At 72.2% G+C, this 25,076-nt stretch carries 28 protein-coding genes and 1 pseudogene; 18 read left to right on the forward strand and 11 right to left on the reverse strand.

Annotated elements, in window-relative coordinates; genetic code table 11:
- Positions 1-243: 243 nt before the first annotated feature.
- Positions 244-573 (forward strand): MerR family transcriptional regulator, encoded by a 330-nt coding sequence (locus B1H29_RS33235; protein WP_055420422.1) that lies wholly within the window; start codon positions 244-246, stop codon positions 571-573.
- Between the two features lie 103 nt (positions 574-676).
- On the opposite strand, the gene B1H29_RS33240 is transcribed toward B1H29_RS33235, so the two are convergent.
- The 6 genes and pseudogenes from B1H29_RS33240 to B1H29_RS39635 form a co-directional block, all read right to left on the reverse strand.
- Positions 677-1,153 (reverse strand): thioesterase family protein, encoded by a 477-nt coding sequence (locus B1H29_RS33240; protein WP_055420421.1) that lies wholly within the window; start codon positions 1,151-1,153, stop codon positions 677-679.
- Positions 1,150-2,181 carry a 3-hydroxyacyl-CoA dehydrogenase NAD-binding domain-containing protein gene (locus B1H29_RS33245; protein ID WP_055420420.1) on the reverse strand — a complete coding sequence of 344 codons (1,032 nt, stop codon included), beginning with the start codon at positions 2,179-2,181 and terminating at the stop codon, positions 1,150-1,152. Before B1H29_RS33245 ends, B1H29_RS33240 begins: the two co-directional genes overlap by 4 nt.
- A gap of 31 nt (positions 2,182-2,212) precedes the next feature.
- On the reverse strand, positions 2,213-3,106 hold the full coding sequence (locus tag B1H29_RS33250) for a 3-keto-5-aminohexanoate cleavage protein (RefSeq protein WP_055420419.1): 894 nt from the start codon (positions 3,104-3,106) through the stop codon (positions 2,213-2,215).
- Between the two features lie 87 nt (positions 3,107-3,193).
- The gene (locus tag B1H29_RS33255) at positions 3,194-4,051 is read right to left on the reverse strand and encodes a TetR/AcrR family transcriptional regulator (protein WP_055420418.1); all 858 of its coding nucleotides are present in this window, start codon (positions 4,049-4,051) and stop codon (positions 3,194-3,196) included.
- Between the two features lie 132 nt (positions 4,052-4,183).
- Positions 4,184-4,342 carry a hypothetical protein gene (locus B1H29_RS37755; protein WP_267891964.1) on the reverse strand — a complete coding sequence of 53 codons (159 nt, stop codon included), beginning with the start codon at positions 4,340-4,342 and terminating at the stop codon, positions 4,184-4,186.
- Positions 4,339-4,533 (reverse strand): annotated as a pseudogene (locus B1H29_RS39635) (fumarylacetoacetate hydrolase family protein); the annotation flags it as partial. The gene B1H29_RS37755 and the pseudogene B1H29_RS39635, both read right to left, overlap by 4 nt.
- Positions 4,534-4,768: 235 nt before the next feature.
- On the opposite strand from B1H29_RS39635, the gene B1H29_RS38915 reads away from it, so the two are divergent.
- The 6 genes from B1H29_RS38915 to B1H29_RS33290 all read left to right on the forward strand — a co-directional run bounded on the left by B1H29_RS38915 (position 4,769) and on the right by B1H29_RS33290 (position 9,289).
- Complete coding sequence (locus tag B1H29_RS38915) at positions 4,769-4,969, forward strand: hypothetical protein (protein WP_055420416.1); 201 nt, start codon at positions 4,769-4,771, stop codon at positions 4,967-4,969.
- A gap of 218 nt (positions 4,970-5,187) precedes the next feature.
- A complete protein-coding gene (locus tag B1H29_RS33270) occupies positions 5,188-5,619 on the forward strand; it encodes an NfeD family protein (protein WP_055420415.1) in 432 nt (143 codons plus the stop codon).
- A gap of 2 nt (positions 5,620-5,621) precedes the next feature.
- On the forward strand, positions 5,622-6,668 hold the full coding sequence (locus tag B1H29_RS33275; protein WP_055420414.1) for an SPFH domain-containing protein: 1,047 nt from the start codon (positions 5,622-5,624) through the stop codon (positions 6,666-6,668).
- 73 nt (positions 6,669-6,741) lie between these two features.
- Positions 6,742-7,770, forward strand: coding sequence for a TerC family protein (locus B1H29_RS33280; protein ID WP_079160599.1), 1,029 nt, complete (start codon positions 6,742-6,744; stop codon positions 7,768-7,770).
- Positions 7,771-7,868: 98 nt separating this feature from the next.
- Entirely contained in the window at positions 7,869-8,093 is a 225-nt protein-coding gene (locus tag B1H29_RS33285) for a hypothetical protein (RefSeq protein WP_055420413.1), read from the forward strand.
- Positions 8,094-8,419: 326 nt separating this feature from the next.
- A complete protein-coding gene (locus B1H29_RS33290; protein ID WP_055420412.1) occupies positions 8,420-9,289 on the forward strand; it encodes an AraC family transcriptional regulator in 870 nt (289 codons plus the stop codon).
- Between the two features lie 49 nt (positions 9,290-9,338).
- Here B1H29_RS33290 and B1H29_RS33295 read toward each other — a convergent pair whose 3' ends face one another.
- Positions 9,339-10,280: a DUF3152 domain-containing protein gene (locus tag B1H29_RS33295; protein ID WP_055420902.1), complete on the reverse strand. Its 942-nt coding sequence runs from the start codon at positions 10,278-10,280 to the stop codon at positions 9,339-9,341.
- Between the two features lie 113 nt (positions 10,281-10,393).
- On the opposite strand from B1H29_RS33295, the gene B1H29_RS33300 reads away from it, so the two are divergent.
- The 6 genes from B1H29_RS33300 (at position 10,394) to ctaF (ending at position 16,138) form a co-directional block, all read left to right on the forward strand.
- On the forward strand, positions 10,394-11,083 hold the full coding sequence (locus B1H29_RS33300; RefSeq protein ID WP_055420411.1) for a response regulator transcription factor: 690 nt from the start codon (positions 10,394-10,396) through the stop codon (positions 11,081-11,083).
- Between the two features lie 11 nt (positions 11,084-11,094).
- Complete coding sequence (locus B1H29_RS33305) at positions 11,095-12,591, forward strand: sensor histidine kinase (protein ID WP_055420410.1); 1,497 nt, start codon at positions 11,095-11,097, stop codon at positions 12,589-12,591.
- Positions 12,588-13,229 (forward strand): hypothetical protein, encoded by a 642-nt coding sequence (locus B1H29_RS33310; RefSeq protein ID WP_234393128.1) that lies wholly within the window; start codon positions 12,588-12,590, stop codon positions 13,227-13,229. Before B1H29_RS33305 ends, B1H29_RS33310 begins: the two co-directional genes overlap by 4 nt.
- Positions 13,230-13,573: 344 nt before the next feature.
- Complete coding sequence (locus tag B1H29_RS33315) at positions 13,574-13,933, forward strand: CoA transferase (protein WP_079160601.1); 360 nt, start codon at positions 13,574-13,576, stop codon at positions 13,931-13,933.
- A 58-nt stretch (positions 13,934-13,991) separates the two neighbouring features.
- Positions 13,992-15,677, forward strand: coding sequence for an aa3-type cytochrome oxidase subunit I (ctaD, locus tag B1H29_RS33320; RefSeq protein WP_432280065.1), 1,686 nt, complete (start codon positions 13,992-13,994; stop codon positions 15,675-15,677).
- Positions 15,677-16,138, forward strand: coding sequence for an aa3-type cytochrome oxidase subunit IV (ctaF, locus tag B1H29_RS33325; RefSeq protein ID WP_055420408.1), 462 nt, complete (start codon positions 15,677-15,679; stop codon positions 16,136-16,138). Before ctaD ends, ctaF begins: the two co-directional genes overlap by 1 nt.
- Here the strand turns inward: ctaF and qcrB are convergent.
- From qcrB to B1H29_RS33345, 4 genes are read right to left on the reverse strand one after another with little or no spacing between them, the layout of a single operon-like run.
- Positions 16,066-17,679, reverse strand: coding sequence for a cytochrome bc1 complex cytochrome b subunit (qcrB, locus tag B1H29_RS33330; RefSeq protein ID WP_055420407.1), 1,614 nt, complete (start codon positions 17,677-17,679; stop codon positions 16,066-16,068). The two genes, ctaF and qcrB, sit on opposite strands and share 73 nt — an antisense overlap.
- A gap of 55 nt (positions 17,680-17,734) precedes the next feature.
- Positions 17,735-18,085, reverse strand: a complete 351-nt coding sequence (locus tag B1H29_RS33335) for a hypothetical protein (protein WP_055420406.1) — start codon at positions 18,083-18,085, stop codon at positions 17,735-17,737.
- Positions 18,086-18,121: 36 nt separating this feature from the next.
- Positions 18,122-18,478 (reverse strand): DUF6479 family protein, encoded by a 357-nt coding sequence (locus B1H29_RS33340; protein WP_055420405.1) that lies wholly within the window; start codon positions 18,476-18,478, stop codon positions 18,122-18,124.
- Between the two features lie 37 nt (positions 18,479-18,515).
- On the reverse strand, positions 18,516-18,920 hold the full coding sequence (locus B1H29_RS33345; RefSeq protein WP_055420404.1) for a ChaB family protein: 405 nt from the start codon (positions 18,918-18,920) through the stop codon (positions 18,516-18,518).
- A gap of 153 nt (positions 18,921-19,073) precedes the next feature.
- Here B1H29_RS33345 and B1H29_RS33350 point away from each other — a divergent pair, with 153 nt between their 5' ends.
- From B1H29_RS33350 to B1H29_RS33370, 5 genes are all read left to right on the forward strand, one after another.
- Complete coding sequence (locus tag B1H29_RS33350; protein WP_055420403.1) at positions 19,074-19,451, forward strand: four-helix bundle copper-binding protein; 378 nt, start codon at positions 19,074-19,076, stop codon at positions 19,449-19,451.
- Between the two features lie 40 nt (positions 19,452-19,491).
- The gene (locus B1H29_RS33355; RefSeq protein WP_055420402.1) at positions 19,492-20,373 is read left to right on the forward strand and encodes an oxygenase MpaB family protein; all 882 of its coding nucleotides are present in this window, start codon (positions 19,492-19,494) and stop codon (positions 20,371-20,373) included.
- A gap of 60 nt (positions 20,374-20,433) precedes the next feature.
- Entirely contained in the window at positions 20,434-22,656 is a 2,223-nt protein-coding gene (locus B1H29_RS33360; protein ID WP_055420401.1) for a serine/threonine-protein kinase, read from the forward strand.
- Between the two features lie 532 nt (positions 22,657-23,188).
- On the forward strand, positions 23,189-24,766 hold the full coding sequence (locus tag B1H29_RS33365; RefSeq protein WP_055420400.1) for a phytoene desaturase family protein: 1,578 nt from the start codon (positions 23,189-23,191) through the stop codon (positions 24,764-24,766).
- An 82-nt stretch (positions 24,767-24,848) separates the two neighbouring features.
- Positions 24,849-25,040 (forward strand): DUF2795 domain-containing protein, encoded by a 192-nt coding sequence (locus tag B1H29_RS33370; RefSeq protein ID WP_055420399.1) that lies wholly within the window; start codon positions 24,849-24,851, stop codon positions 25,038-25,040.
- Positions 25,041-25,076 lie beyond the last annotated feature (36 nt).

Raw genomic sequence — 25,076 nt, forward strand, 5'->3', positions numbered from 1 at the left:
GTAGACATCGGGGAGAGTGGAAGCTAGGGTTGTCCGCGTAGCCAAGAAGTCGAAGGGCCCGGGCAGAGATGAACTGCCCGGGAGAGCAGGTCAAGCAGGTGCGGCCCGGCAGCCCTGCCCTCCCAGGCGGGACCTGCGGACACAAAGGCCGGCGCAGTCAGCCGGTTGATGGTGGTGAAAGCTCGGGGCCCGGGCGCCAGTGGGCGTCCGGGCCCTCCGACGCGTCCCCGGAAGAAGAGGTCTATGCCCCCTGCCAGTACCCGCCCCACCACACCTCTCGATGACGACGACTACCCCGCCTACACGATGGGCCGGGCCGCCGACATGCTCGGCACCACCCCCGCCTTCCTCCGTGCCCTGGGCGAACACCGACTGATCACCCCACTGCGCTCCGAAGGCGGCCACCGCCGCTACTCCCGCTACCAGTTGCGCATCGCCGCCCGCGCCCGCGAACTCGTCGACGCCGGCACCGCCGTCGAAGCCGCCTGCCGCATCATCATCCTCGAGGACCAACTCGAAGAAGCCCAGCGCATCAACGAGGAACTCCGCGCGGCACACGACCCCGCCCAGTAGTCGAAGCCCTCGGCCTGACACCTGCTCCACGGCCGGCACCAGGCAGGTGGATCATTCACCCGCGTTCTCGCTGCGGCGGGCCGACTGCGTCCCGGCAGGAGTCCTACGGGGGCGGTATCGAGCGGCCCGCCCAGTCCGGAGCCGGTTCGGTCAGGTCGGTGAAGCGGTGCCGGACCGTGTCGGGGAACTCGGCGGCCCGGCCCGCCCGTTGGTCGACATGGACCGCGAGCAGCTCGGTGGTCGCCACCGGGGCCGCCTCGGGCGTCGGCTCCGTCTCCGGTTCGGACACCACGTACATCTCGTGCACGAAGTGGGTCTTGCGCGCCGCCGCTCCCAGCACACGCGTGCGTATCGACAGATGGGCGGCCTCGGGCACGTCCCGGAGAAAGCGGATGTGGGACTCGACCGTGTAGAGGGAGCAGCCCGTGGACTCGCGGTAGCCGGAGTCCAGGCCCGTCTCGATCATCAGCGCGTCCGTGGCATGGCCGAAGACGAGCACGTAGAACGCCTCGCTCATATGGCCGTTGTAGTCGATCCACTCCCGGCGGACCGTGCTGTGGAACAGAGGGAGTCTCGTCATCGGGAGTCCTCCTCGCGGTCCAGGCGGCCGGTGGCGCGCAGTACTTCGATGACGCCCCGGTCGCGTTCGGTCACCAGGTCCGCGATGGAGCGGCCGTCCGCCGCCTCGTCGCAGCCCGCCACCACGGCGTCGTACAGCTCCTTGTCCAGCTCCGGCGCTTCGAGGCGGGTCCACGGCGACTTCAGGGACGGTCCGAAGTGGTCCAGCATGTGCGCCATGCCGCCCTCGCCGCCCGCGAGCGCGAACGTCAGCATCGGCCCCATCACCGCCCAGCGCAGCCCCGGGCCCTCGGTGATCGACAGGTCGATGTCCCGGACCGTCGCCTCGCCGCTCGCGACCATGTGCAGCGCCTCCCGCCACAGGGCCTCCTGGAGGCGGTTGGCGATGAAGCCCGGTACCTCGTTGTCCATCGTGATGACGGACTTGCCGGCGACCTCGTAGAACCGGGCGGCCCAGGCGACCGCCGTCGCGTCGGTGCGCTCGCCGCCGACGACCTCGACGAGCGGGATGAGATAGGGCGGGTTGAACGGGTGGCCGACGACCAGGCGCGACGGGTCCGCGGCCGTCGTCTGCATGTCGGTCATCGGATAGCCGGAGGTGGAGGAGGCGATGACGACGCCGGGCGGTGTCGCCGAGTCCAGGCGGGCCAGCAGATCGCGCTTGAGGTCGAGCTTCTCCGGCGCGCTCTCCTGGACGAACTCGGCTTCGGCCACGGCCTGTTCGAGGGTGTCGGTCACGGTGAGCCGGTCGGCCGACGCGCCCTCGGCGAGGCCGAGCGAGGTGAGCGCCGGCCACGCCGCGTCGACCAGGCGGCGCAGCTTCCGCCCGGCGTCGGGCGCCGGGTCCCAGGCGGTCACGTCGTAGCCGCGCGCCAGGAAGTGGGCGACCCAGCCGCCGCCGATGACTCCGGCGCCGACGCAGGCGACGCGGCGGACGTTCTCCGGTGCGGTGAGCTCCGGTGACGTCGTCTTCGGTGAGGTCGTCCTGGGTGAGGCCGGCTCGGGTGAGGTCGTCTCGGGTGAGGTCATGAGAGGGATCGATCCTTCGTCGTGGGGCGGACTACTTGCGCGGCTCGAGGCCGAGCGCGGTGCGGGCCTCGTCCGGTGTCGCGACGCGTGCGCCGATCGACTCGGTGAGGGTCACCGCCCGTTCGACGAGCTGGGCGTTGGTCGCCTTGTTGCCCTTGCCGAGGTACAGGTTGTCCTCCAGGCCCACGCGGACGTGCCCGCCGAGCAGGATCGACTGCGCGACCCACGGCATCTGCATCCGGCCGAGCGCGAAGCTCGCCCAACGCGCGCCTTCCGGCAGCATGTTGACCATCGACTGGAGCACTCCGGGGTCCGCCGGCGCGCCCCACGGGATGCCCATGCACAGTTGGAACACGGTCGGGTCGTCGAGCAGGCCCTCCGCGAGCAACTGCTTGGCGAACCAGAGCTGACCCGTGTCGAAGATCTCCAGCTCGGGACGCACGCCCAGCTCCTGGATGCGCCGCGCGCCCGCGCGCAGCATGTCGGGCGTCGAGACGTAGAGGTTCGAGCCGTCGCCGAAGTTGAGCGAGCCGCAGTCCAGCGTGCAGATGTCGGGGAGCAGGTCCTCGACGTGCGGAAGGCGCTCCAGACCGCTGACGAGGTCGGTGCCGGGGAGGTGGGTGAGCGGGTCGTCCGGGTCGATGACCAGATCGCCGCCCATGCCGGCGGTGAGGTTGATGACGACGTCGGTGCCGGTCTCCTTGACGCGCTCGACGACCTCCCGGTACAGCCTCGGGTCGCGGGACGGATCGCCGGTCTCCGGATCGCGTACGTGAATGTGGACGACGGCCGCTCCGGCGGCGGCCGCCTCCACGGCGTTCCGGGCTATCTGCTCCGGAGTGACAGGGACGTGGGGGCTCTTGCGGACGGTGTCGCCGGCGCCGGTGAGCGCGCAGGTGATGATGACGTTCTCGGTCATGGGCATACGGGGGCCTCCCGGGATCTTGCCGCTTCGGCGATGGCGGAGCGGGTGCGGGTGCGGGGCAGGGGCGGACTTTTGCGGCCTTGTGGGCTACGGAGCCAGAATCGTGTGGGTGACGTGGGCGGTCAGTGCCGCGTGCATCGCGTCCGCGGCACTGTCGGACGACGGGCCGCTCACCGACAGGACGTGGGTCGCCAGGCCGTCGATCAGCGCGGTCAGCGTCAGTGCCGCGGCCTGCGGATCGACCCCGGCGCGGAACACGCCCTGACCGACACCTCGGCGTACGACGTCGGCGACGGTCTCCCGCCACTGCCGGTAGTACTCGGAGTGCAGCCGGCCCACCGCCGTGGAGCGCGCGGCCTCGGCCCACAGGTCGAGCCACACCGCCCACTGGCGGCGCTGCTGCGCGGTGCGCGGTGTCTGCAGCGCGATGAGCTGGCGCAGCTCCGCCGCCGCGTCGTCCGCCTCGGCGAGACGGGCGGCACGGCGTGCGGTGTCCTCGTCCATGCACCAGCGCACGGCCGCCTCCAGGAGTTCGGCGCGGCCGGGGAAGTGGTAGTGGATCGTGGCGCTGCTGGTGGCGCAGGCGCGGGCGATGTCGGCGACCCGCACCGCGTGGAAGCCGTGCTCCGCGATCAGCCGGACGGTCTCGCGAACGATCTGCAGCGGTCGCCCGCCCTCGACGCCGGCGGCCGGCGCCGTGTCCTTCTCGCGGGGCCGGGTGCCGAGCAGCCAGCCCGCGTCGATGCGGCCCTCGTCGGCGATCCGCGCCAGCTCCGCGGCCGTGAAGCGGCGGGTGCCGCTCAGCGAACGCGACAGTTTGGACGGATCCATGACGACACGGCGCGCGAACTCACGCTGGCTGACGCCCGCCTCCGCGATGACCTCGCGGACGCGGGCGGCGGTGTCGGCGGTCGGTGCGCCGTCGAGGACGTCGTCGGTTTCCACGGGCCACGACCCTAGGCGCGTGTTGCGGAAAACTCAACACTATCGGAGAGAGAAGTACTGGTTAAACGCCCAATTGAGATCCTGACTGGTGTGCCAGTCAGGAGTGCAACGCCCTGTGACCCCGGTCCGGCATCAGCCGCGCAGGGCGTCGAAGACGGACGTGACGCCGCCGCACGCGGTCAGGCCGCCGTCGAGGGTGAGGGCCTCGGCTTCGGCGGCGCCCTGCCCGCGGGCGGCGCCGGTGACGACGACGACCTCGCCGGGCGGCCTCTCGGCGTGCGGGCCGCTCACGGCCGCTCCCGGGACCGGCGCCGGCCGGACGGCAGTGGGACGGGCTCCACGCCGGGGACGACGGTGCTGGTGAGGGCGCCGATGCCCTCGACGGTGAGGGTGACGGTGTCGCCGGGCTTCAGCGGGGGCGGGAACTGCTCACCGCGCCGGCCCCAGAGTTCGGCGAGGCAGCCGCCGTTGCCGCAGGTGCTACCTCGCGGGCGGCGACCGGGAGGCCACCGAGGCCCTGCCCGTCTTCGGTGACCTCGAACACCTGGCCCCGACTTTCGGAGCCACCCCCTGGCATCCCCAGGAGCACGAACTCGTCCACCGCGTCGCGGAGTTCGGACGGCATGGGACGAGGGGGGCCGCGCCGGGGCCGTCGAGTCACTGCGCGCCTGAGCGACCGCCGTCGAGCGGGCCCCGGCCACCATCCGCGGCGGTGCCGTGCAGGAGGGGTTCACCGTCGACGCGGCTTTCTGGCCGGACGCCACGGAGTGGTGGGGCAAGGCGACGGTCGCGATGGTCGACGCCTCCCGTCGGGCTGGTGCGCAGCACGGCGTCGAGCTGCGGGTCGGCGGGCGGCAGCGGAGCGCCGGCGCCCCGCTCGGCGGCTGCCGCCCGCTGACCCGGCGCGCCCGCCGCTAAGAGAGGGGTGACGACCAGGGCAGCGGTCAGTGCCGCGAGGCTTGTCTACTTCATGGGCACAGCCCAGCCCACGGCACCACGCGGCGCAAGGGGCCGTCTCCACGAAGGCGTGCCGAAGCGGTGACAGTACCGGAGGGGTTCTGTTTTCCTGGAAGAAGGTAAAACAGAGGTATACGCCCAGCCATTCGCGCGCCCACACCTTCCAGGAGGGGGTCGTAATGGATCCATGGCTGATCTGGTTGATCGTCGCAGCGGTTCTGATCGTGGCGGAGATCTTCACTCTCACCGCCGCGCTCGGAATGCTGGGTGCGGCCGCGCTGATCACGGCCGGATCCGCCGCGGCCGGACTTTCGGCGCCATTCCAGTTCCTGGTGTTCACCGTCGTCGCCACGGTCACGATCATCTTCGTACGCCCCGTCGCGCTGCGCCACGTCCTCCAGCCCCAGAGGGAGCGATTCGGCGTGGACGCACTGGTCGGAAAGGCCGCCTACGTCGTTACCGAGGTGACGGACATGGAGGGCAGGGTCCGTATCGGCGGCGAGGAATGGACGGCCCGTTCCTATGACGAGACGCTGGTGATCCCCCGAGGGGCGACCGTCGACGTCATGGAGATCAGCGGATCCACCGCACTCGTCTACCCCCGGGAGTGACCATGGAAGCCTCGGCGTTCCTCATCGCAGGCGTGATCGTAGCGCTGCTCGCGGTCTTCACCGTGGTGCGGGCGGTACGCATCGTGCCCCAGGCCCGTGCCCGCAACGTCGAACGGCTCGGCCGCTACCACCGCACCCTGAAACCCGGCCTGAGCCTCGTCATTCCCTACATCGATCGCGTCTATCCGGTGATCGATCTGAGGGAACAGGTCGTCTCCTTCAAACCGCAGCCGGTCATCACCGAGGACAACCTGGTCGTCGAGATCGACACCGTGCTGTATTTCCAGGTCACCGATCCACGCGCGGCGTTCTACGAGATCGCGAGTTTTCTCCAGGCGGTCGAGCAGCTCACCGTCACCACTTTGCGCAATGTCGTGGGTTCCATGGATCTGGAGAAGACCCTCACATCACGCGACACCATCAACAGCCAGCTCCGCGGTGTGCTCGACGAGGCCACCGGTAAGTGGGGGCTGCGGGTGAACCGGGTGGAGATCAAGGCCATCGACCCCCCGCAGTCCATCAAGGACGCGATGCAGAAGCAGATGCGGGCCGAGCGGGACAAGCGGGCCGCGATTCTCGGAGCGGAGGGGCAGCGCCAGTCGCAGATCCTCACCGCCGAGGGCGACAAGCAGGCCGCCGTCCTGCGCGCGGAGGGCAACCGCACCGCCGAGATCCTCAAGGCCGAGGGACAGTCCCGGGCGATCGACGAGGTCTTCCAGGCCGTGCACCGCAACGACCCCGACCCCAAACTCCTCGCCTACCAGTACCTCCAGGTGCTGCCCCAGCTCGCCCAGGGGTCGGGCAGCACCTTCTGGGTCATCCCCAGCGAGGTCACCTCCGCGCTCCAGGGGGTGTCCCGCGCCTTCACCGAAGCGCTGCCCCAGTCGCCCGCCACCCGCGAGAAGCCCTCCGACGAGGGCGCCGCCCAGGCCGCCAGCGACACGGCGCAGGCCGCGGAGGCCGCCGCCCAGGCCCTCGCCGACGCGGCCAGGGCCAACGGTGTGACGTCCGAGGCACAGCGCCCCGCCCCCGTGGCCGAGGACCGGTGAGACCGTCCCCGGGCGACGCGTGGGGCACACTCGGGTGTAAGGGTGTGTCCCTGCGGATCATTGCGAGGCCCGCATGTTCGATGTGCCGTTCTGGCTCTGGATAGCCTTCGCCGCGACCGTTGTCGTGTCGCTCGTCGTCGACCTGCTGGCCCATCGCAGCGCGCACGTCATCGGGTTCAAGGAAGCGGCGGCCTGGAGCGGGCTGTGGGTGGGACTCGCCCTGGTCTTCGGCGGGGTCGTCTTCCTCGTCCTGGGCGCGACGGCGGGCACGGAGTACACCACCGCGTGGCTGCTGGAGAAGAGCCTCTCGGTCGACAACCTCTTCGTCTTCGCCCTGATCTTCGCCTACTTCAAGGTGCCCCGCGCCTACCAGCACCGGGTGCTCTTCTTCGGCGTGATCGGCGCCCTGGTGTTCCGCGGCGTCTTCCTCGCCGCCGGCGTGGCCGTGGTGAGCCGGTTCACCGCCGTCCTGTTCGTCTTCGCGGCCATCCTCTTCTACAGCGTCTACAAGATCCTCAGGGGCGAGGAGGAGAGCTTCGACCCGGGCAGGAGCTTCGCCGTCCGGCTGCTGCGCAGAGTCATTCCGGTGCGGGACACCTACGCGGGCCCGAAGTTCTTCGTGAAGGAGGCGGGCAAGCACGTAGCGACGCCGTTGCTCGCCGTCGTCGCCGCGATCGAAGCGGCCGACCTGATCTTCGCCGTGGACAGCGTGCCGGCGGTCCTCGCCGTCAGCGACGACGCCTTCATCGTCTACACCAGCAATGCCTTCGCCATCCTGGGCCTGCGAGCCCTGTACTTCCTGCTGTCGGGGCTCCTGGACCGCTTCCACTACCTGAGCAAGGGCCTGGCGATCATCCTCGGGTTCATCGGCGTCAAGCTCATCCTCCAGGCGACTCACAAGATCGTCAGCCCCTCCGTGCCGGAGATCCCGTCCACGGTGAGCCTGGCGGTCATCGTCGTGGTCCTGGCGGTGTCGGTCGTCCTGAGCCTGCGGCGTCCCGCCGAGACCGCCGACACCGCCGACACCGCCGACGAGGACGCCGGCGCCCCGGAGGAGGAAGCCCTCGCCCCACCTCCGGCAGGGCGACGCGACCCCCGCTGAAGTGCCGAAAGAGCACAGGACTGTCCCCGCCGGACATACGAACGTAAAGTAGGGGCAAAAGCTGTTCAATAGCTCTTACCAGCGTGGACGTGAGAACCATGAGCAGTCGCACGCAGCAGACGAAGACGACGCAGGCCGAACCGCGGCAGGCCGCATCCCGGCAGGTCGACGCGAAGTACGAGACCATCTGCCCGTCCTGCGGGCACCGTGTTCCCGCGGAGGTCAAACGGCACAAGACGCTCGGGATCTACGTTCCGGTCTGGCATCCGGGCACGTGCCACAACCCCGACTGCGCCGAATCCACCACCGACCGGCACCGGTGACCGCCGGTTCGGAGTAGCGTGACGGGTGCTCTCCTCGGCGTCCGTGAGACCTCGTGCCGCGAGGACGTCGCGTACGGCGTGCCGCGCCGCGTTCTCGCGCGGGCGCCGGATCTCCCCCAGGGCTGTCGTCTCCCGCACGACTGTATGGCCACGCGGCTCAGGCACATGACCCCGGACCTCGGCCGGGGCGCCTGCCTCCTCGCGGCTGGCCGGCCCGACGGCCCGACGGCCCGGCGGGGCGCACCCGACCGCACCGGGCACAGGATGTCGGGTCCCGGGGGGCGGGGGTTCCCTAACGTGAGTGAACGAAGGGGAGGGAGCCGGGGGTGCTGGAACGGCTGAACCAGGCCATGGAGCACATCGAGGCGCATCTCGACCAGCCGGTCGACGTGGCCGGACTCGCGCGGATCGCGGTGACGTCGGAGTACCACTTCCGGCGCATGTTCTCCGCGCTGTCCGGCATGCCGCTCTCGGAGTACGTCCGCCGCAGGCGGCTGACCGTGGCGGGTGCGGAGGTGCTGTCCGGCGAGCGGACCCTGCTGGACATCGCGGTGCGCTGCGGCTACGGCTCGGGCGAGGCCTTCGCGCGGGCGTTCCGCGCCATGCACGGCGTGGGCCCGGGCGAGGCCCGGCGTACCGGCGCGGCGCTGCGGGCCCAGCCCCGGATGTCCTTCCGCCTCGTCGTCGAGGGGAGCGGCAGCATGCGGTACCGGATCCAGGACCGGGAGGAGTTCCGCGTCGTCGGCAGGAAGGCCCGTGTCCCTCTGGTCCACGAGGGCGCCAACCCGGCGATCGCCGAGTTCATCCGGGGCATCGGCCCGGGCACGCTGGAGCGGATCACCTCGCTTTCCGACCAGGAGCCGGAGGGGATCGTGGGGGTGTCCGACCAGATCGACCCGAGCCGCGCGGAGGGCACCCGACTCGACTACTACCACGGTGTCGTGACGAGCGCGGAGACGCCCACGGACCTGGACGCCCTCCAGGTCGCCGCCGGGACCTGGGCCGTGTTCGAGAACTCCGGTCCGTTCCCGCACGCCCTCCAGTACCTGTGGCGCGACGTGTTCACGCAGTGGTTCCCCTCGAACCCCTACCGGAGCAGGCCCGGGCCCGAGATCCTGCGCGTCCGTCCGTCCGAGGACGGAGCGCGGGCGGACGCGGAGCTGTGGATCCCGGTGGAGCGGGCCACCACCGCCTGAGCGCGGGGCCCCGCCCCGGGGAGGCGTCCGAGGCGCTCGAACGCTCCTCTCAGCCGACCGCCGGTCCGGTGACGGGCCGGCCCTCGCTGTCGTAGGGCCAGACATTGGTCCGGCATCCGTGCAGTCCCTTGATCTGCTGCATCATCACCGGCGCCGGCCGCCCGGCCCCGGGGCATCCCTCGTGGCCGTGGCCGAGGAAGTGCCCTACCTCGTGGTTGATGATCAGGGCCCGGTAGGACGTCACGTCGTCCGCGTAGTACTGCGTGGCCAGCAGCCACCGCTTGAGGTTGACCATGACGTCCTGGCCCACGTTGCAGTTCACCTCGCCGCCGGTGTCCAGACCGTACTGGCCGCAGATGTCGTCCACCGTGCCCGCCGTGGCGAGCCGTACCCGGAAGTCGGACGTGCCGCCGGACACCCGCCGGAACCCCGCCTTCCCGTCGGCCGTCCAGCCCCGCTCGTCGGCGAGGATCCGCTCGACCTCGGTCGCGACGTCCCGCGGCGAGATCCCGATGCCGTCCTCGACCTGGACCACGTAGGTCAGCGTCCGCCCGCTCCCGCCGACCCGGTCACCGCCGCCGCTCGCGGTGGCGAACGTCCCCGGTCCCGACGACGGGATCGCGCCGGGGTCCGGACCCTTCTCCCTCTCCTGATCCGTCCCCGTCTCCTTGCCGGCCCCGGACCCGGATCCGTCCTCCTCCGTCTCGTCCGCCTCCTCCTCCGTCCCGACGGCCTTGCGGGACGCGGGCCGCTCGGACGCCGAGGACGATCCGGTGGCGCCGGTGGCGCCGGTGGCGTCGACGGAGTGGCCGGAGGTCTCCGCGCGGTCCTCGAGGACCAGCGCGCCGGCGAGCAGCAGCACGACGCCGGCCACGAGCCCCGCCCACAGCATCGGCGGCTTCCCGCCCCGGCCGCGCCGGGTACGGCGTGCGCGGCGGCGCCGGCGGGTCGCGTCGGAGGACGGCGAGGACGTCGATCGGTGCTCGTTCATGATCACGAAGAGTGCCCGCGCCGTGTGATCGCCCGTGGACCGCTTTTGGACCGCTGTGTAACAGCCGTCACCCGCATAAGGACGTTCGCACGTTCATACGCATACTGAGAGCCATGCCACGGGTCCTGATCATCGAAGACGACCGCGCCGTCCGGGAGGGCGTGCGCCTCGCCCTGCGCCGCCAGGGCCACGAGGTCGCCGCGGCCGCGACGGGCGAGGACGGACTGGAGCAGCTACGGACCTTCGGGCCCGACGCCGTGATCCTCGACCTGATGCTGCCCGGCATGCCGGGCCTGGAGGTGTGCCGCCGGATACGCGCCCACGACCAGGTGCCGATCATCATGGCCACCGCCCGCGGCGACGACACCGACATCGTCGTCGGACTGGAGGCCGGAGCGGACGACTACGTGGTCAAGCCGGTCCGCGCCCGCGTCCTGGACGCACGCATCCGCGCGGTGCTGCGCCGCGTGGGCGCCGCGTCGGGCGACCACGGCACGCCCCGCACCGAACACCACGGTGACCTGGTCATCGACCGGGCCGGGCTCACCGTCACCCACCAGGGCCGGCCCGTCGCCCTCGGCCCCTCCGAACTGCGGCTGCTGCTCACCCTGTCCGCCTCGGCCGGGCAGGTGTTCAGCCGCCAGCAGCTCCTGGAGGCCGTGTGGGAGCACAACTACCACGGGGACGCGCGGCTCGTGGACGCCTGCGTCAAGCGCCTGCGCGCCAAGATCGGCGAGCCCGCGGGCCGGCCCCGTTACGTCCACACCGTGCGCGGCTTCGGCTACCGGTTCGGCTCCCGGTGAGAGTTCCCCGGGTGCTGCGCGCGCTGAGCGGCCTGCGCGTGCGGCTGGTGGTGGCCTTCACCCTCGTCGCGGTCGTGGCCACGGTGACCACCGGCGCGCTGACCTTCCGTGAGGCACGTACCGGGGTCCTGCAGCAGAGCCAGGACACGGTGATCGAGGACTTCCGGCACCGGGTCAACACCCTGGTCCCCAACTACCGGTTCCCGCCCGACGAGTCCGGCCTGCAGTCGTTCGCCAACGATGTGTCGCGCGGCGGGCGGTCCCAGAACTGGCGGGTGCTGGCCGCCTACCGGGACGCGAGCGCCACGTCCCGCCCCGGGGACTCCTTCCGGGAACTGTCCCAGGCGATGCGCGAGTCCGTACGGACCCGCCGCGCCACCGTGTTCCAGCGGGTGACGCGGGACGGCCACTCCTCACTGGTCGTCGGCATGCCCGTCACCTTCGCCGGCCAGTACGGCACCCAGCGGCGCGCCTCCGGACTGGAGGTCTACCTGACCGTGCCGCAGCGGGAGGAGCAGGGCTACGTCGACGCGCTGGTCGCCGCCATCGAACGCGCCACCGTGCCCGCCCTGGCCCTGGCCGTGCTGATGGCCCTCCTGGCCGCGCGCGGGGTGCTGCGGCCCGTGCGCGCCCTGCGACGGGCGACCCGCAGCATCGCCGAGGGACGCCTGGACACCCGGCTCGCGGTGCAGGGCTCCGACGAACTCGCCGACCTGTCCCGCACCTTCAACGAGACGGCCGCCGCGCTGGAGGGGTCGGTGGCGGAACTACGGCGCATGGAGGCCGGCGCGCGCCGTTTCGCCGCGGACGTCTCGCACGAACTGCGCACTCCGCTGGCGGCGATGTCGGCGGTGACGGACGTACTGGACGAGGACGCGGCCGGCCTCGACGACGACACCGCGATGGCGGTGCGCCTCATCAGCGAGGAGACCACGAAGCTGGCCGGCCTGGTGGACGACCTGATGGAGGTCTCCCGGTTCGACGCGGGCGCGGCCGCCCTGCACCTGGACGACATCGACCTCGCCGAGTCCGTACGGCGCACGCTCGCCTCCCGCGGCTGGCTGGACACCGTGCGGACCAGCCTGCCGGAACCGGGCGCGCTGCGCGGCCGGGTCGATCCGCGCCGCCTCGACGTGATCGTCGCGAACCTCGTCGCCAACGCCCTCCGCCACGGCGCTCCCCCCGTCCGCCTGCGCCTTCGCGCGGAGGACGACCCCCACGCGGGAAGACGGGCGGTCGTGGAGGTCAGCGACGGCGGGGACGGCATCCCCGACGGTGTCCTGCCGCATGTCTTCGACCGCTTCTACAAATCGGACAGCGCCCGGACCCGGAGCGAGGGCAGCGGCCTCGGGCTGGCCATCACCACGGAGAACGTGCGCCTGCACGGCGGCACCGTCCGGGCGGCGAACCATCCGGACGGCGGCGCCGTCTTCACGGTCGTCCTCCCGTTGCGACCGGACGGGGCAAAGGCCCCGGTGAGACGAGCGGCGAAGGAGGAACAGGCGTGACCCACCCACCGACGCCACCACCGGCGACCACGGCGGGCCCGGGCGTGCGGCCGGCCGGCCGCGGCCACCGCCGCGGCCTCCCGCTCCTGCTCGCGGCGGCGCTGCTCCCGCTCTCCGCGTGCGGCATCCCCGCGACCGGTGTGGTCGAGGCGGGCGAACCCGCGACCGGCGTCCTGGAACCCGGCCGGACAGCCACCCCGTCGCAGGCCGAATCCGCGGCCGTGCCCGTCACCACCGTCCCCCTCTACTTCGTCACGGACGGCGCTCTGGTGGCGGTAGCGCGCACGGTGCCCGGCGCGGCCGACCTCGGCAGCACCGTACTCATGCTGTTCGAGGGGCCGGACGCCCGGGAACGGAGGGAAGGGCTGACGACCGAACTGCCGCCGGCCGCCGTGGCGCCCACCGTCCGGACCGACGGAGCGGCGGTCGTCGTCCAGTTGCCGCGGAGCGTCGGGAGCCTCAACGAAACGGCCGTCGACCAACTGGCCTGCACGGTCGCCGTCGCCCGGCTGCGCCAGGACCCGGCGCTGGGAAGCGCGCAGGTGACCGTGGAGCAGCCGGGCGGCCGGCTGGCGGGCCGGTCCAGCGACGACTGCCCGACCCGCGACGCCCGCCGGGCGGGCAGTGGCGGCGGCTGACACGTCGCACCGGCAACCCGAAGCGGACAGAGCTCTGGAGCGGCGCTCTGCGCGCGACGTCCCGCCCGGCGACGCACGGGTGGAGTTCCGCACCGGCGACCGCCCGCTCGGCGTACCGGAACCGGACGAGGACGGCCGGCCCTTCCGCTCACGCCTGGACCGCACGGAACCGGCCGCACCGCACGGGCTGACGGACCCCCAGGTCCTCGCCGCCGGCCGCCAACTGGACGAGGAGCCCGGCGCCGCCGCCCGCGAGCGCCACCCCGCCGACGCGATCGCCCTCGACTGCTGCGCACCGGGCACCGCGACCCGGATCAAGGAGGGCGCCGCCCCGGCACCATGCGCTGCCCGGCGCACCGGAACTCGCCGGCGGCGCGCGGTTTCGCACCAACCCGGACCGCGTGGCCCACCTCGGCGCACTCCGCCCGCTCCTCCAGGACCGGCTGCGCACCCGCACCGCCGGCCACTGGGCGCGGGTGCCGCCCGCCGCCGGCGTGCCGGCCGGTCCCGTCAACGCCCTCGACGAGGCCTTCGCCCACGCCGGACAACTGGGCGTCGAGGCCGTGGTGGACGTCGGGGGTACCCGCCAGGTGGCCCATCCGATCCGTCTCGGCGCCACCCCGGCGAGCTGCCGGCTCGTACCGCCCGAGCTGGGCGAACACACCGATGACGGCTTCCGAACGGAGGAGCGGCCGGGCGCCTGACGCGGGTCCCGGCGTGGCCGTACGTCTGAGTCCTGGGCGTCTGGGTACCCTCCGCCGCATGGCGGTGGACAGGAGGACCGAGCCGCCGCGCCGGGGACCGGCGCGGCAGCGGACGAACCGCACGCTCGGGCGGGCGCTGGCCCGGTGGGCGACGACGACCGATCACAAGGTGATCGGCAACCTCTACATGACGACGTCCTTCGGATTCTTCCTCTTCGGCGGCGTCCTCGCGCTGCTGATGCGCGGCGAACTGGCCCGTCCGGGACTCCAGCTCGTCACCAGCCACCAGTACAACCAGCTCTTCACCGTCCACGGCACGATCATGATGCTGCTGTTCGCGACCCCTCTCTTCGCCGGGTTCGCCAACGCGATCATGCCGTTGCAGATCGGCGCCCCGGACGTGGCGTTCCCCCGGCTCAACGCGCTCTCGTACTGGCTGTACCTGTTCGGTGGCCTGATGGTGGTGGCCGGGTTCCTGACGCCCCAGGGAGCGGCCGCCTTCGGCTGGTTCGCCTACGCGCCGCTGAACAACGAGGTGTTCAGCCCCGGCGCGGGCGGCGACCTGTGGACCATGGGCCTGGTGGTGACCGGTGTGTCCACCACGCTCGGCGCGGTCAACTTCATCACCACCATCCTGTGCCTGCGCGCCCCCGGCATGACGATGTTCCGGATGCCGATCTTCACCTGGAACGTGCTGTTCACGTCGATCCTGGTGCTGCCGGCCTTCCCCGTCCTCACCGCCGCGCTGCTCGCGCTGGAGGCCGACCGGAAGTTCGGCGCGCACATCTTCGACGCGGCGAACGGCGGGGCGCTGCTGTGGCAGCACCTGTTCTGGTTCTTCGGCCATCCCGAGGTGTACATCGTCGCGCTGCCGTTCTTCGGCATCGTCTCCGAGATCATCCCGGTGTTCAGCCGCAAGCCGATCTTCGGCTACGTCAGCCTGGTCGGCGCCACCATCGCCATCACCATGCTGTCCGCAGTGGTGTGGGCCCACCACATGTTCGCCACCGGCGCCGTGCTGCTGCCGTTCTTCTCCCTGATGTCGTTCCTCATCGCGGTGCCGACGGGAGTGAAGTTCTTCAACTGGATCGGCACGACCATCCACGGCTCGCTGTCCTTCGAGACGCCCATGCTGTGGTCGTTCGGCTTCCTGATGACGTTCCTGCTCGGCGGCATGAGCGGTGTCCTCATCGCCTCCCCGCCCCTGGACTTCCATCTGACGGACTCGTACTTCATCGTCGCCCACCTGCACTACGTGCTCTTCGGCACGGTCGTGTTCGCGATGTTCGCCGGCTTCTACTTCTGGTGGCCCAAGTTCACCGGCAAGCTGCTCGACGAACGCCTCGGGAAGATCCATTTCTGGACCCTCTTCGTCGGCTTCCAGACCACGTTCCTCGTCCAGCACTGGCTCGGCCAGCAGGGCATGCCGCGCCGCTACGCCGACTACCTGGCGGCGGACGGCTTCACCGCGCTGAACACCATCAGCTCCATCGGCGCCTTCCTGCTCGGCCTCTCCACACTGCCGTTCCTCTACAACGTGTGGCGCACCCGCCAGTACGGCACGAAGGTGGAGCACGACGACCCCTGGGGCTACGGGCGTTCACTCGAATGGGCCACCTCCTGCCCGCCCCCGCGGCACAACTTCACGTCGCTGCCCCGGGTCCGCTCCGAGTCGCCGGCGTTCGACCTGCACCACCCCGACATCGGCCGACACGACCAGAGGCACGAGCAGAGGAAACAGTAGTGCGGACCGAAGCCCGTCTGTTCACCGGCGTGGCGGCCTTCTTCGCCGTCACCGCCGCCGGGTACGGCTGGTTCTCCCACGAGCCGGCCGGAACCGCCGCCCTGACCATCGCCTTCCTGATGGCCTCCCTCGTCGCGTTCTTCCTGCGCGTGCAGTACCGCAAGCGCGGCCTGCGGGCACAGGACCGCGGCGACGCGGAGGTCCTGGAGACCGCGGGCCCGCTGGAGTTCTTCCCGCCGCACAGCCCCTGGCCCATCGTCGCCGCCCTGGGCGCCGTCGTCCTCGCGCTCGGCATCGTCTACGGCCTGTGGCTCGCGCTGATCGGCTTCGGTGTGCTCGCCCTGGCCGTCTTCGGCCTCGTCTTCCAGTACGCCGGGCGGGGGGACGCTCAGCGCTCCAGCTCGCCCGAGGGGGGCTCCGGCTCGGACTCCGTCTCCTCCGCGTCGACCCGGTCGCCGTAGTACCACTCGCTGAGCGTCGCCCGCAGCCGCCCCACGTGCGGCCCCTCCCCGGCCGGCGCCGCCGGCGCGAGCGGCTCCGGCTCCGTCCGTGACCGCAGCACGTACCGCTGCTCGGCGTCGAGGGGCGTATGGCTCTCGACATAGCCGCCCGCGAGCGTCTGCCGCAGCTCGCCCGTCTCCTCGCCCTCGGCCAGCCGCTCCCGCTCCCGCTCCCGCAGCGCCAGGCAGACGCGCTTGGTCACCATGAAGGCGATCGGCGGCAACAGCACCAGGGAGATCCGGAACACCCAGGTCAGCAGGTTCAGCGAGACGTCGAAGACGTGGGCGAGAATGTCGTTGCCGCCCGCCAGGAGGAGAACGGCGTAGAAGCAGATGGCGGCGACGCCCAGGCCGGTCCGCACCGGCCTGTCCCGGGGCCGGTCGCACAGATGGTGCTCCTCGTGGTCGCCCGTCACCCAGCGCTCGAAGAACGGATACGCGTACAGCACCGCGAACAGGACGCCCGGCAGCACGACCGCGGGCACCAGCACGTTCCACATGACGGTGTGACCCGCCACCGTCGTCTCGAACGGCGGCATCAGCCGCAGCGAACCCTCCAGGAAGCCGACGTACCAGTCCGGCTGCGAGCCGAACGAGACGATGTCGGGGCGATAGGGGCCGTACGCCCAGATCGGGTTGATCTGCGCCACCCCCGCGAGCACCGTCAGGACGCCGAAGACCATGAAGAACAGGCCCGTGGAGTTCGTCATGAACTGCGGGAACATCGGCTTGCCCACCGCGTTGCGGTTGGTGCGGCCGGGGCGCGCCCACTGGGTGTGCTTCAGGTAGAAGACCAGGATCAGATGGAGCGTGACCAGCGCCAGCAGCAACCCGGGGAGCAGCAGGATGTGCAGCGAGTACAACCGCGGGATCACGTCGTCGCCGGGATACTCGCCGCCGAACACGAACATGCTGACGTAGGTCCCCACCACCGGGATGGACAGCATGATGCCCTGCGCGATGCGCAGCCCCGTCCCGGACAGCAGGTCGTCGGGGAGCGAGTAGCCGGCGAAGCCCTCGGCGAGCGCCAGCACGAACAGCGTCACACCGATCAGCCAGTTGACCTCACGCGGTCGGCGGAACGCCCCGGTGAAGAAAATCCGCAGCAGATGCACCCCGATGGCCGACAGGAACACCAGGGCGGCCCAGTGGTGCGCCTGCCGGATCATCAGCCCGCCGCGCACGTCGAAACTGATGTCCACCGTCGAGCGGTACGCCTCCGACATGCTCTGCCCGAGCAGCGGTTCGTACGACCCGTCGTAGACGACCTCCGCCATCGACGGCTCGAAGAACAGCGTCAGCCACACCCCGGTCAGCAGCAGCACGACGAAGCTGTAGAGGGCGATCTCGCCCAGGAGGAACGACCAGTGTTCCGGGAAGGCCTTGCGCAGCAGCCCACCGCCCTCGGAGACGGGGAAGCGCCCGTCGGCCCAGTTGACGGTGTGTTCGGCCGCGTAGCGGGCCCGCGCGCCCGCGCGGGCCCTTCTCCTCTTCAACAGCACGGCGCATGGGTTCCCCGGCGTCCGTGCCGGAAACTACGCCCGTCCCGGGCACGGACTACGTACGGTCACCCTTCGGCTTGCCCGGCTGGTCCGGGGTGCCGTGCGGCGGCGGGGAGAACGGCTCCGGCGAGGTCGCCGGCGACACGGGGGAGCCGGTGCGGCCCTGCCCCTGCTCCGGGCGCACGGCGTCCGGGTCGCCGGAGGACGGCTCCGCACCGGACTCGAGCTGCTCCAGCCGGGCCGCCAGCACTTGCGTGGCGGGGAGGCGGTCGGCGTGCGACCTCTCGTACGCCAGCAGTTCCTCCACCTCCTCCGCGCCCAGGGACCGGATCCGGCTCTCCAGCCCGCCGATCGGCAGATGGTCGTAGTCCGGCAACGGCAGGGTGTTGCGAGCGGGGTCGGTCATGGTTCTCACTTCCCTCTGTCACGACATCCTCGGGGATCAGCGTCCGCCCGGTCCGCCGCTGCCGAACGAACCGCTGCTGCCCTCGTCCCAGCGGGGCCGCTCCTGCTCGGAAGCGGTGCGGCTGCCCTGGTGCCCGAGGTCGTGCGGCAGCGTCCGGTCACCGCTCCTGGGCATCTCGTCGGGCTCTCGCCGCTCCCGCGTCTCGTGGACGGGACCCTCGTCGGGCATACGGGGCTGCTCCTCGGGACGCGGCGGCGGCGACTCCTTGCGCTTTTGCCGGCTGCCGAAGGCGAACGCGCCGATCAGCAGACCCACCACCACGACGGCCGCGGCACCGATGCCGATGCCGATCCCACCGGAGCTCACGGCCAGGTCCATCCATGCGTTGGTCATGGGGCGCGGGTACCCCCGGTCCACGTCACCAACCTGCTCAGCCCGACCGGGAGGCTCGTGTCCGCGAACGATTGGCCTTCCGGATCGCCGCGAGCAGATCCGCCTTCGTCATCCGCGACCGGCCCTCGACACCCAGCCGCTTCGCGACCTCGTACAGGTGCTTCTTGGAGGCCTTCTCGTCGACGCCCTCGCCGCTGCGGCCGCCCTGCCCGCGGGGCCGTCCGGACCGCGGGTCGGAGGGGCCCTTGCGGCCGCCCTCCTTGCGCTCCCAGTGGTCGCCGACCTTCTCGTACGTGTGCTTCAGCGCCCCGTACGCCACCCGGTGCGCCCGCTCGCCCTCGCCGTACTCCTCCACGGCCGAGTCGTGGGCCTTGATCCAGGTGCGCTGGGCCTGACGGGGGGAGCGCCCCAGGGTCGACGGCAGTTCCTGTCGTCCCGGCATGTCGTGCACCTCCGTGTGCGCTCGACGTCATCGCTGTCACCAGCTTCACAAGAGCCCACGGGTGCCCGGCGGCTCGCCCGGAAAACGGGCCGGAACCCTTGGGAACGACGGGCCCGGCGGTTTGGCGCCGCCCGCAGCGGCAACCCGCGCGGTGTGACATCGACGACGACTTCCCAGCAGGAACTGTTCCGTTTCCTGGAGGACCGCTTCGCTTGTGCGCAGGCGTGCACCGAGTGCGCACGGGCGTGCGCGCTGCGGGCGAGCCTCGTGGACCCGGACGGGACCGAGAACCAGGAGCTCGTACGACGCAAGGGCATCATGTGCGCGGAGGTCTGCGACGCGACCTGCCGGGTCCTGTCCGAACAGAACCAGGTGGACGAGTCCGCGATCCGCGTCCAACTGGAGTGGTGCCGGCAGGTGTGCCTGGAGAGCGCGCACGTCTTCGACGCGCACCCGGGCGCCGAGGAGAGCGCGGAGGCCTGCCGCGCCTGCGCCCGGGCCTGCGGAGAGTTCCTCGCCACCTTGCGCTGAGGCCCTGGGGCAGCCGGACGCGGGGCGTTAGCCTGCCGGTATGACGGCCACACGGACGGGTGATCGGGCGGACGGCCGAGCGGGTGACCCGGGACTGTTCGGCCCCGGTTCGGTGACCTGGCAGGCGCACGGCGACCCGATGATGTGGGTCGCCGGCATCCGGGCCCTGTACCTCCAGGCCCTGCACCCGCGCGCCGTGCGCGGCGTGACGCAGAACAGCGACTTCCGGCGCGACGCGTGGGGCCGGCTGATGCGCACCGCGAGCTTCGTCGGCACGACGACGTACGGCACCACCGAGGCCGCCGAGCGGGCCGGTGCCCGGGTGCGGAAGATCCACCGCATGCTCGGTGCGACGGACCCCGACACGGGCGAGCGGTACGGCCTCGACGAACCCGCGCTGCTCCGGTGGGTGCACTGCGCCGAGATCGACTCCTACCTGCACGTCCTGCGCCGCTCCGGATTCCCCCTCACGGACGCGCACGCCGACCGCTACCTCGCCGAACACCGGCACAGCGCCCGCCTGGTCGGACTCGACCCCGACGCCGTACCCGCGAACCGGGCCGAGCTGGCCGCCTACTTCGCGCGGGTACGGCCCGAACTGGCCGCGGGGGACGAGGCGCACGAGGTGGACGACTTCCTGCGCCGCCCGCCCACACACCCCCTGCTGGTCCCCGCACGCGAACTGCTGTGGCGCCGGGTCGCCCGTCTGGCGTACGACTGCCTACCGCCGTACGCGCACGAGATCTACGGCAGACCGGCGCCCGCGCCCGCCACCGTCACCCGCCGGCTGCGCGCCACGGGCACCCTGCTGCGCGGGATTCCCGCACGTCTTCGCTGGCAGTTGCCGCCCAAACACATTCTTCGCGCCATGGCACGGCTCGGACCGGCCGCGCGCCCGGCACCATACAAACTCGGACCATAAACCGCCATACTGGACCGGCCAGGGGAGGGCGGGCGGACTGCTACGGGGGCGGGCAGCGAGATGGGGGACGGCACGCTGATCCAGGGCCGGTACCGGCTGCTGGAGCGGATCGGGCGCGGCGGCATGGGCGAGGTGTGGCGGGCGCGGGACGAGTCACTGGGCCGTCGCGTCGCCGTCAAGTGCCTGAAGCCACTGGGTACTCAGCACGACCACTCCTTCACCCGCGTCCTGCGGGAGAGGTTCCGGCGCGAGGCCCGGGTGGCCGCCTCGCTCCAGCACCGAGGGGTCACCGTCGTGCACGACTTCGGCGAGTCGGACGGCGTGCTCTTCCTGGTGATGGAGCTGCTGGACGGCCGCGACCTGAGCAGGCTCCTGGAGGACAACAGACACCATCCACTGCCGGTGCCCGACGTCGTCGACATCGCCGAACAGGTCGCCTCCGCACTCGCCTACACCCACGAACAGGGCATCGTGCACCGAGACCTGAAGCCCGCGAACATCGTCCGGCTCACCGACGGCAACGTGAAGATCTGCGACTTCGGCATCGCCCGGCTCGGCCACGACGTCGGATTCACCGCCCGCCTGACCGGCACCGGCATCGCCATGGGAACCCCGCACTACATGTCGCCGGAGCAGATCGGCGGCGACGACGTCGACCGGCGCAGCGACCTGTACTCGCTGGGCTGCGTGCTCTACGAGATCGCCACCGGCATCCCGCCCTTCGACCTCGACGACGCCTGGGCGATCCTCGTCGGCCACCGCGACACCGAGCCCGAGCCCCCGCGCACCCACCGCGCCGAACTGCCCGCCTACCTGGACCGGATCATCCTGGACCTGCTCGCCAAGCGGCCCGAGCAGCGCCCGGACGACGCCCGTGAACTGGGCCGCCGGATCACCGCCGGCCGCGCGGTCACGGCGTACGCGCCGGCCGTGCCGGCGCCCCGTACGCGGGCGCCCCAGTTGGTCGGAGGCCGGGCCGTGCTGCCGTCCTGGACCCACGGCATGACCACCGGCCACAAGGCGACCGGCACCGGCCCGCGCGCCACGCCCCCGGATCCGGCGGCCGGCCTGTCCGGCGAGTGGATCCCGCGGCCCGCCGGCGACGAGGCCGCCGCACCCGTCCCCGAAGAGCGGCCCGACCCGGGGCCCGAGGCGGTCGCCGCGCTGGCCGCGCGGCATGGCGCGGGCCTGAGCCTGGGGCGGCTCGGCCGCTGGGAGGAGGCGGGCGAGGTGCACCGCGCGGTGGCCGACGAGCGCGAGCGCCTGCTCGGCCCCGACCACCCCGACACGCTCTCCAGCCGCTACGAGGCCGCGTTCACCCTCAGCCGCACGGGTCACGCCGCCGACGCGCTGCGCGCGTACAAACGCGTCGCCGAGGCCAGGATCCGGGTGCTGGGCACCGATCACGCCGACACGCTCGCCGTCCGGCAGGAGATGGCGTACACCCTGGGCCGGCTGGGCCGGTACGCCGACGCCCACCAGGTCTACACGTCGGTCCTCGCGGCCCGCGAGCGCGTCATGGGCGCCGACCATCCCGACACCCTGCGCTGCCGGCACAACCTCGCCTTCAACCTCGGCCGGCTCGGCCGCCCCGGGGACGCCCACCGGCTGGCCCGCGAGGTGGCCGCCGCCCGTGCCCGCGTGCTCGGCCCGCACCACCCCGACACCCTGGTCACCCGCTACGAGGTGGCCTACGAACTCAGCCGGCTGGACCGCTGGCAGGAGGCCCTGCTGACCTACCGGGAGGTCGCCGAGGCCCGCGAGCGCGCGCTCGGCCCGGACCACCCCGACACCCTCGCCGCCCGCTACGAGATCGGCATCAGCCTCGGTCGGCTCGGCCGCAGCACCGAGGCGCTGGCGCTGTACGAGGAGCTGGTCGCCGACCGCACCCGCGCCCAGGGCCCCGAGCATCCCGAGACCCTGCGCGCCCGGCACGGCCTGGGCGTCAACCTGGGCCGGCTCGGCCGCTGGGCCCAGGCCCTCGCCGAGGCCCGCGAGGTGTGCGCGGTCCGCGAACGCGTGCTCGGCCCCGACCACCCGGACACGCTGGTCAGCCACCGCGAGGTCGCCGTGGGCCTGGGCTGGCTGGGCCGCTGGGCCGAGGCCCTCACCGAGTACCGCCGGGTCGCCACCGCCCGCGAACGCCTCCTGGGCCCCGACCACCCCGACACCCTCACCGGCCGCGACGACGAGGCCCACTGCCTGGAACAACTCGGCCGCGGCGCCGAGGCCGTGGAGCTGTACCGCAGGGTGGCGGCACTGCGCAGTGCGGGGGCAGGCTGAGTCCTGCCGGGACCGGCGTGCGCCGCGTGGAGCGCTGCGGGCGTCCCACCTCCGCGCCGTATCCTCCGCGCACACCCCCCTGCTTCGAGCCCTCGGTGTGGCCCGGGGCACCGCCCGGCCGCAGGGCGGCGTGGACCACGGGGCGGACGTACCTTCCCGGCGCTCGCCGCCGCCGGCGGGCGGGCGCGGCAGGGGCCGGTATCCGCGCCGAGGACCTGCTCGCGCTCGTCGGCGCGCCCCGTTCGTCGGCGCCGTCCCGCTCGTGGCGGAGGACCACGACGAGGGAGCACGGGCCGGCCGGTCGCCGGATCTCGCGAGCGCGGGCGTGTGCGCTCCCGCGCCCGCGAACGCGATCTCACGCCTCCGGCAGGTTCCGGACCGCCTTCCGGCCCACCGCTCCCTACCGCCTTCCGGCCCACCGCTCCCTCACTCCAACGCGGTCCGGAGAGGACGGCAGGGGGACCGGTTATCCGTCGGCCGCCCGCCCATCCCGCCTCTGGCCGCCCGCCGCCGCCCCGTGTTACCAAGAGCCATGACGCCGCCCGCCGAGCCCCCCGTATCCCGCACCTACGACGCCGTCATCGTCGGCGGTGGACACAACGGCCTGGTCGCCGCCGCCTACCTGGCCCGTGCCGGCCGCTCCGTGCTGGTGCTGGAACGGCTGGACCACACCGGGGGCGCGGCCGTGTCCACCCGGCCCTTCGCCGGGATCGACGCGCGGCTGTCCCGGTACTCGTACCTGGTCAGCCTGCTGCCGCAGAAGATCGTGCGGGACCTGGGCCTGGACTTCCGGGTGCGCGGGCGCACCGTCTCCTCGTACACGCCCGTCGAGCGGGACGGGCGGCCCACCGGGCTCCTCGTCGGCGGGGGCGAGCGGCGGACGCGGGAGTCGTTCGCCCGGCTCACGGGCTCGGAGCGGGAGTACGCGGCCTGGCAGCGGTTCTACGCGATGACCGGCCGCGTCGCCCGGCGCGTCTTCCCGACCCTCACCGAGCCGCTGCCCACCCGGGACGCCCTGCGCCGCAGGATCGACGACGAGACGGCCTGGCGGGCCCTGTTCGAGGAGCCGGTCGGTGTCGCGATCGAGGAGTACTTCGCCGACGACCTGGTACGGGGAGTGGTCCTCACCGACGCGCTGATCGGCACCTTCGCCGACGCCCACGACCCCTCCCTGAGCCAGAACCGCTGCTTCCTGTACCACGTGATCGGCGGCGGCACCGGCGCCTGGGACGTGCCGGTCGGCGGCATGGGCGCCCTCACCGACGCCCTGGCCGACGCGGCGCGCGCGGCGGGTGCCGTGCTGGCCACCGGCCACGAGGCGGTGCGGATCGACACGGACGGGCGAGCGGCCGAGGTCGCCTACCGCTCGGCCGGCGGTGAAGGCGTCGCAGCCGCACGGCACGTCCTGGTGAACGCCTCCCCGAGGGAACTGGCGGCGCTCACGGGACAGGCGCCGCCGCCGCCCGCCGAGGGAGCCCAGCTCAAGGTCAACATGCTGCTGACGCGGCTGCCGGCCCTGCGCGACCCCGAGGCCGACCCGCGTGAGGCCTTCGCCGGGACCTTCCACATCGCGGAGGGCTACGAGCAGCTCGCCACCGCGCACGCCCGGGCCGCCGCCGGTGAACTGCCCCCCGCCCCGCCCTCCGAGATCTACTGCCACTCGCTGACCGACCCCACGATCCTCGGCCCGGACCCGGCCGCCAGGGGCCTGCACACCCTCACCCTGTTCGGCCTGCACACGCCCGCCCGCCTCTTCGCCCGGGACAACGACGCCGTGCGCGAGGAACTGCTGAGGTCGACCCTCGCCCAGCTCGACGCCCACCTGGCCGAGCCCCTCGCGGACTGCCTGGCGACCGACGCCGACGGACGGCCCTGTATCGAGGCCAGGTCTCCGCTCGACCTGGAACGCGACCTGCGCCTGCCCGGCGGCAACATCTTCCACCGCGAGCTGTCCTGGCCGCACGCCCAGGACGGCACCGGACGCTGGGGTGTGGAGACCGGGCAGGCGAACGTACTGCTGTGCGGGGCGGGCGCGGTGCGCGGAGGAGGGGTCAGCGGGGTGCCCGGGCACAACGCCGCGATGGCGGTGCTGGAGCGGACGGCGAACTGACGGGCGCATGCGCCGGGCGGGCCGGGGTACCGCGACATAGCGGACATTCCGCACCGAAGACCAGTACGACAAGGAGCCTGTCATGGCGGACCTCAGCCCCATCGACCTGCAGAAGGCCCTCAGCGGCATGGACTACCCGGCCGACAAGAAGTCGCTCGTCGACTGCGCCCGCAAGAACAAGGCCGACGACAAGGTCGTGAGCCGTCTCGACGGTCTGAAGGAGAACAGCTTCGACGGACCGAACGAGGTGCAGAAGGCCGTCTTCAACGGCTGACGGACCACGCGGGCGCACGAGAAAATCAGGTGTGCT

This window comes from Streptomyces pactum (genome assembly GCF_002005225.1).
Classification (GTDB): domain Bacteria; phylum Actinomycetota; class Actinomycetes; order Streptomycetales; family Streptomycetaceae; genus Streptomyces; species Streptomyces pactum_A.

Coding starts and splice junctions, on each gene's coding strand:
- ctaD (WP_432280065.1), top strand. CDS start 13,992: ATGGCGGTGGACAGGAGGACCGAGCCGCCGCGCCGGGGACCGGCGCGG.
- B1H29_RS33270 (WP_055420415.1), top strand. CDS start 5,188: ATGGATCCATGGCTGATCTGGTTGATCGTCGCAGCGGTTCTGATCGTG.
- B1H29_RS33240 (WP_055420421.1), bottom strand. CDS start 1,153: ATGACGAGACTCCCTCTGTTCCACAGCACGGTCCGCCGGGAGTGGATC.
- B1H29_RS33295 (WP_055420902.1), bottom strand. CDS start 10,280: ATGAACGAGCACCGATCGACGTCCTCGCCGTCCTCCGACGCGACCCGC.
- B1H29_RS33340 (WP_055420405.1), bottom strand. CDS start 18,478: ATGACCAACGCATGGATGGACCTGGCCGTGAGCTCCGGTGGGATCGGC.
- B1H29_RS33365 (WP_055420400.1), top strand. CDS start 23,189: ATGACGCCGCCCGCCGAGCCCCCCGTATCCCGCACCTACGACGCCGTC.
- B1H29_RS33245 (WP_055420420.1), bottom strand. CDS start 2,181: ATGACCTCACCCGAGACGACCTCACCCGAGCCGGCCTCACCCAGGACG.
- B1H29_RS33355 (WP_055420402.1), top strand. CDS start 19,492: ATGACGGCCACACGGACGGGTGATCGGGCGGACGGCCGAGCGGGTGAC.
- B1H29_RS33360 (WP_055420401.1), top strand. CDS start 20,434: ATGGGGGACGGCACGCTGATCCAGGGCCGGTACCGGCTGCTGGAGCGG.
- B1H29_RS33235 (WP_055420422.1), top strand. CDS start 244: ATGCCCCCTGCCAGTACCCGCCCCACCACACCTCTCGATGACGACGAC.
- B1H29_RS33345 (WP_055420404.1), bottom strand. CDS start 18,920: ATGCCGGGACGACAGGAACTGCCGTCGACCCTGGGGCGCTCCCCCCGT.
- B1H29_RS33280 (WP_079160599.1), top strand. CDS start 6,742: ATGTTCGATGTGCCGTTCTGGCTCTGGATAGCCTTCGCCGCGACCGTT.
- B1H29_RS33285 (WP_055420413.1), top strand. CDS start 7,869: ATGAGCAGTCGCACGCAGCAGACGAAGACGACGCAGGCCGAACCGCGG.
- B1H29_RS33370 (WP_055420399.1), top strand. CDS start 24,849: ATGGCGGACCTCAGCCCCATCGACCTGCAGAAGGCCCTCAGCGGCATG.
- B1H29_RS33335 (WP_055420406.1), bottom strand. CDS start 18,085: ATGACCGACCCCGCTCGCAACACCCTGCCGTTGCCGGACTACGACCAT.
- B1H29_RS33250 (WP_055420419.1), bottom strand. CDS start 3,106: ATGCCCATGACCGAGAACGTCATCATCACCTGCGCGCTCACCGGCGCC.
- B1H29_RS33300 (WP_055420411.1), top strand. CDS start 10,394: ATGCCACGGGTCCTGATCATCGAAGACGACCGCGCCGTCCGGGAGGGC.
- B1H29_RS33275 (WP_055420414.1), top strand. CDS start 5,622: ATGGAAGCCTCGGCGTTCCTCATCGCAGGCGTGATCGTAGCGCTGCTC.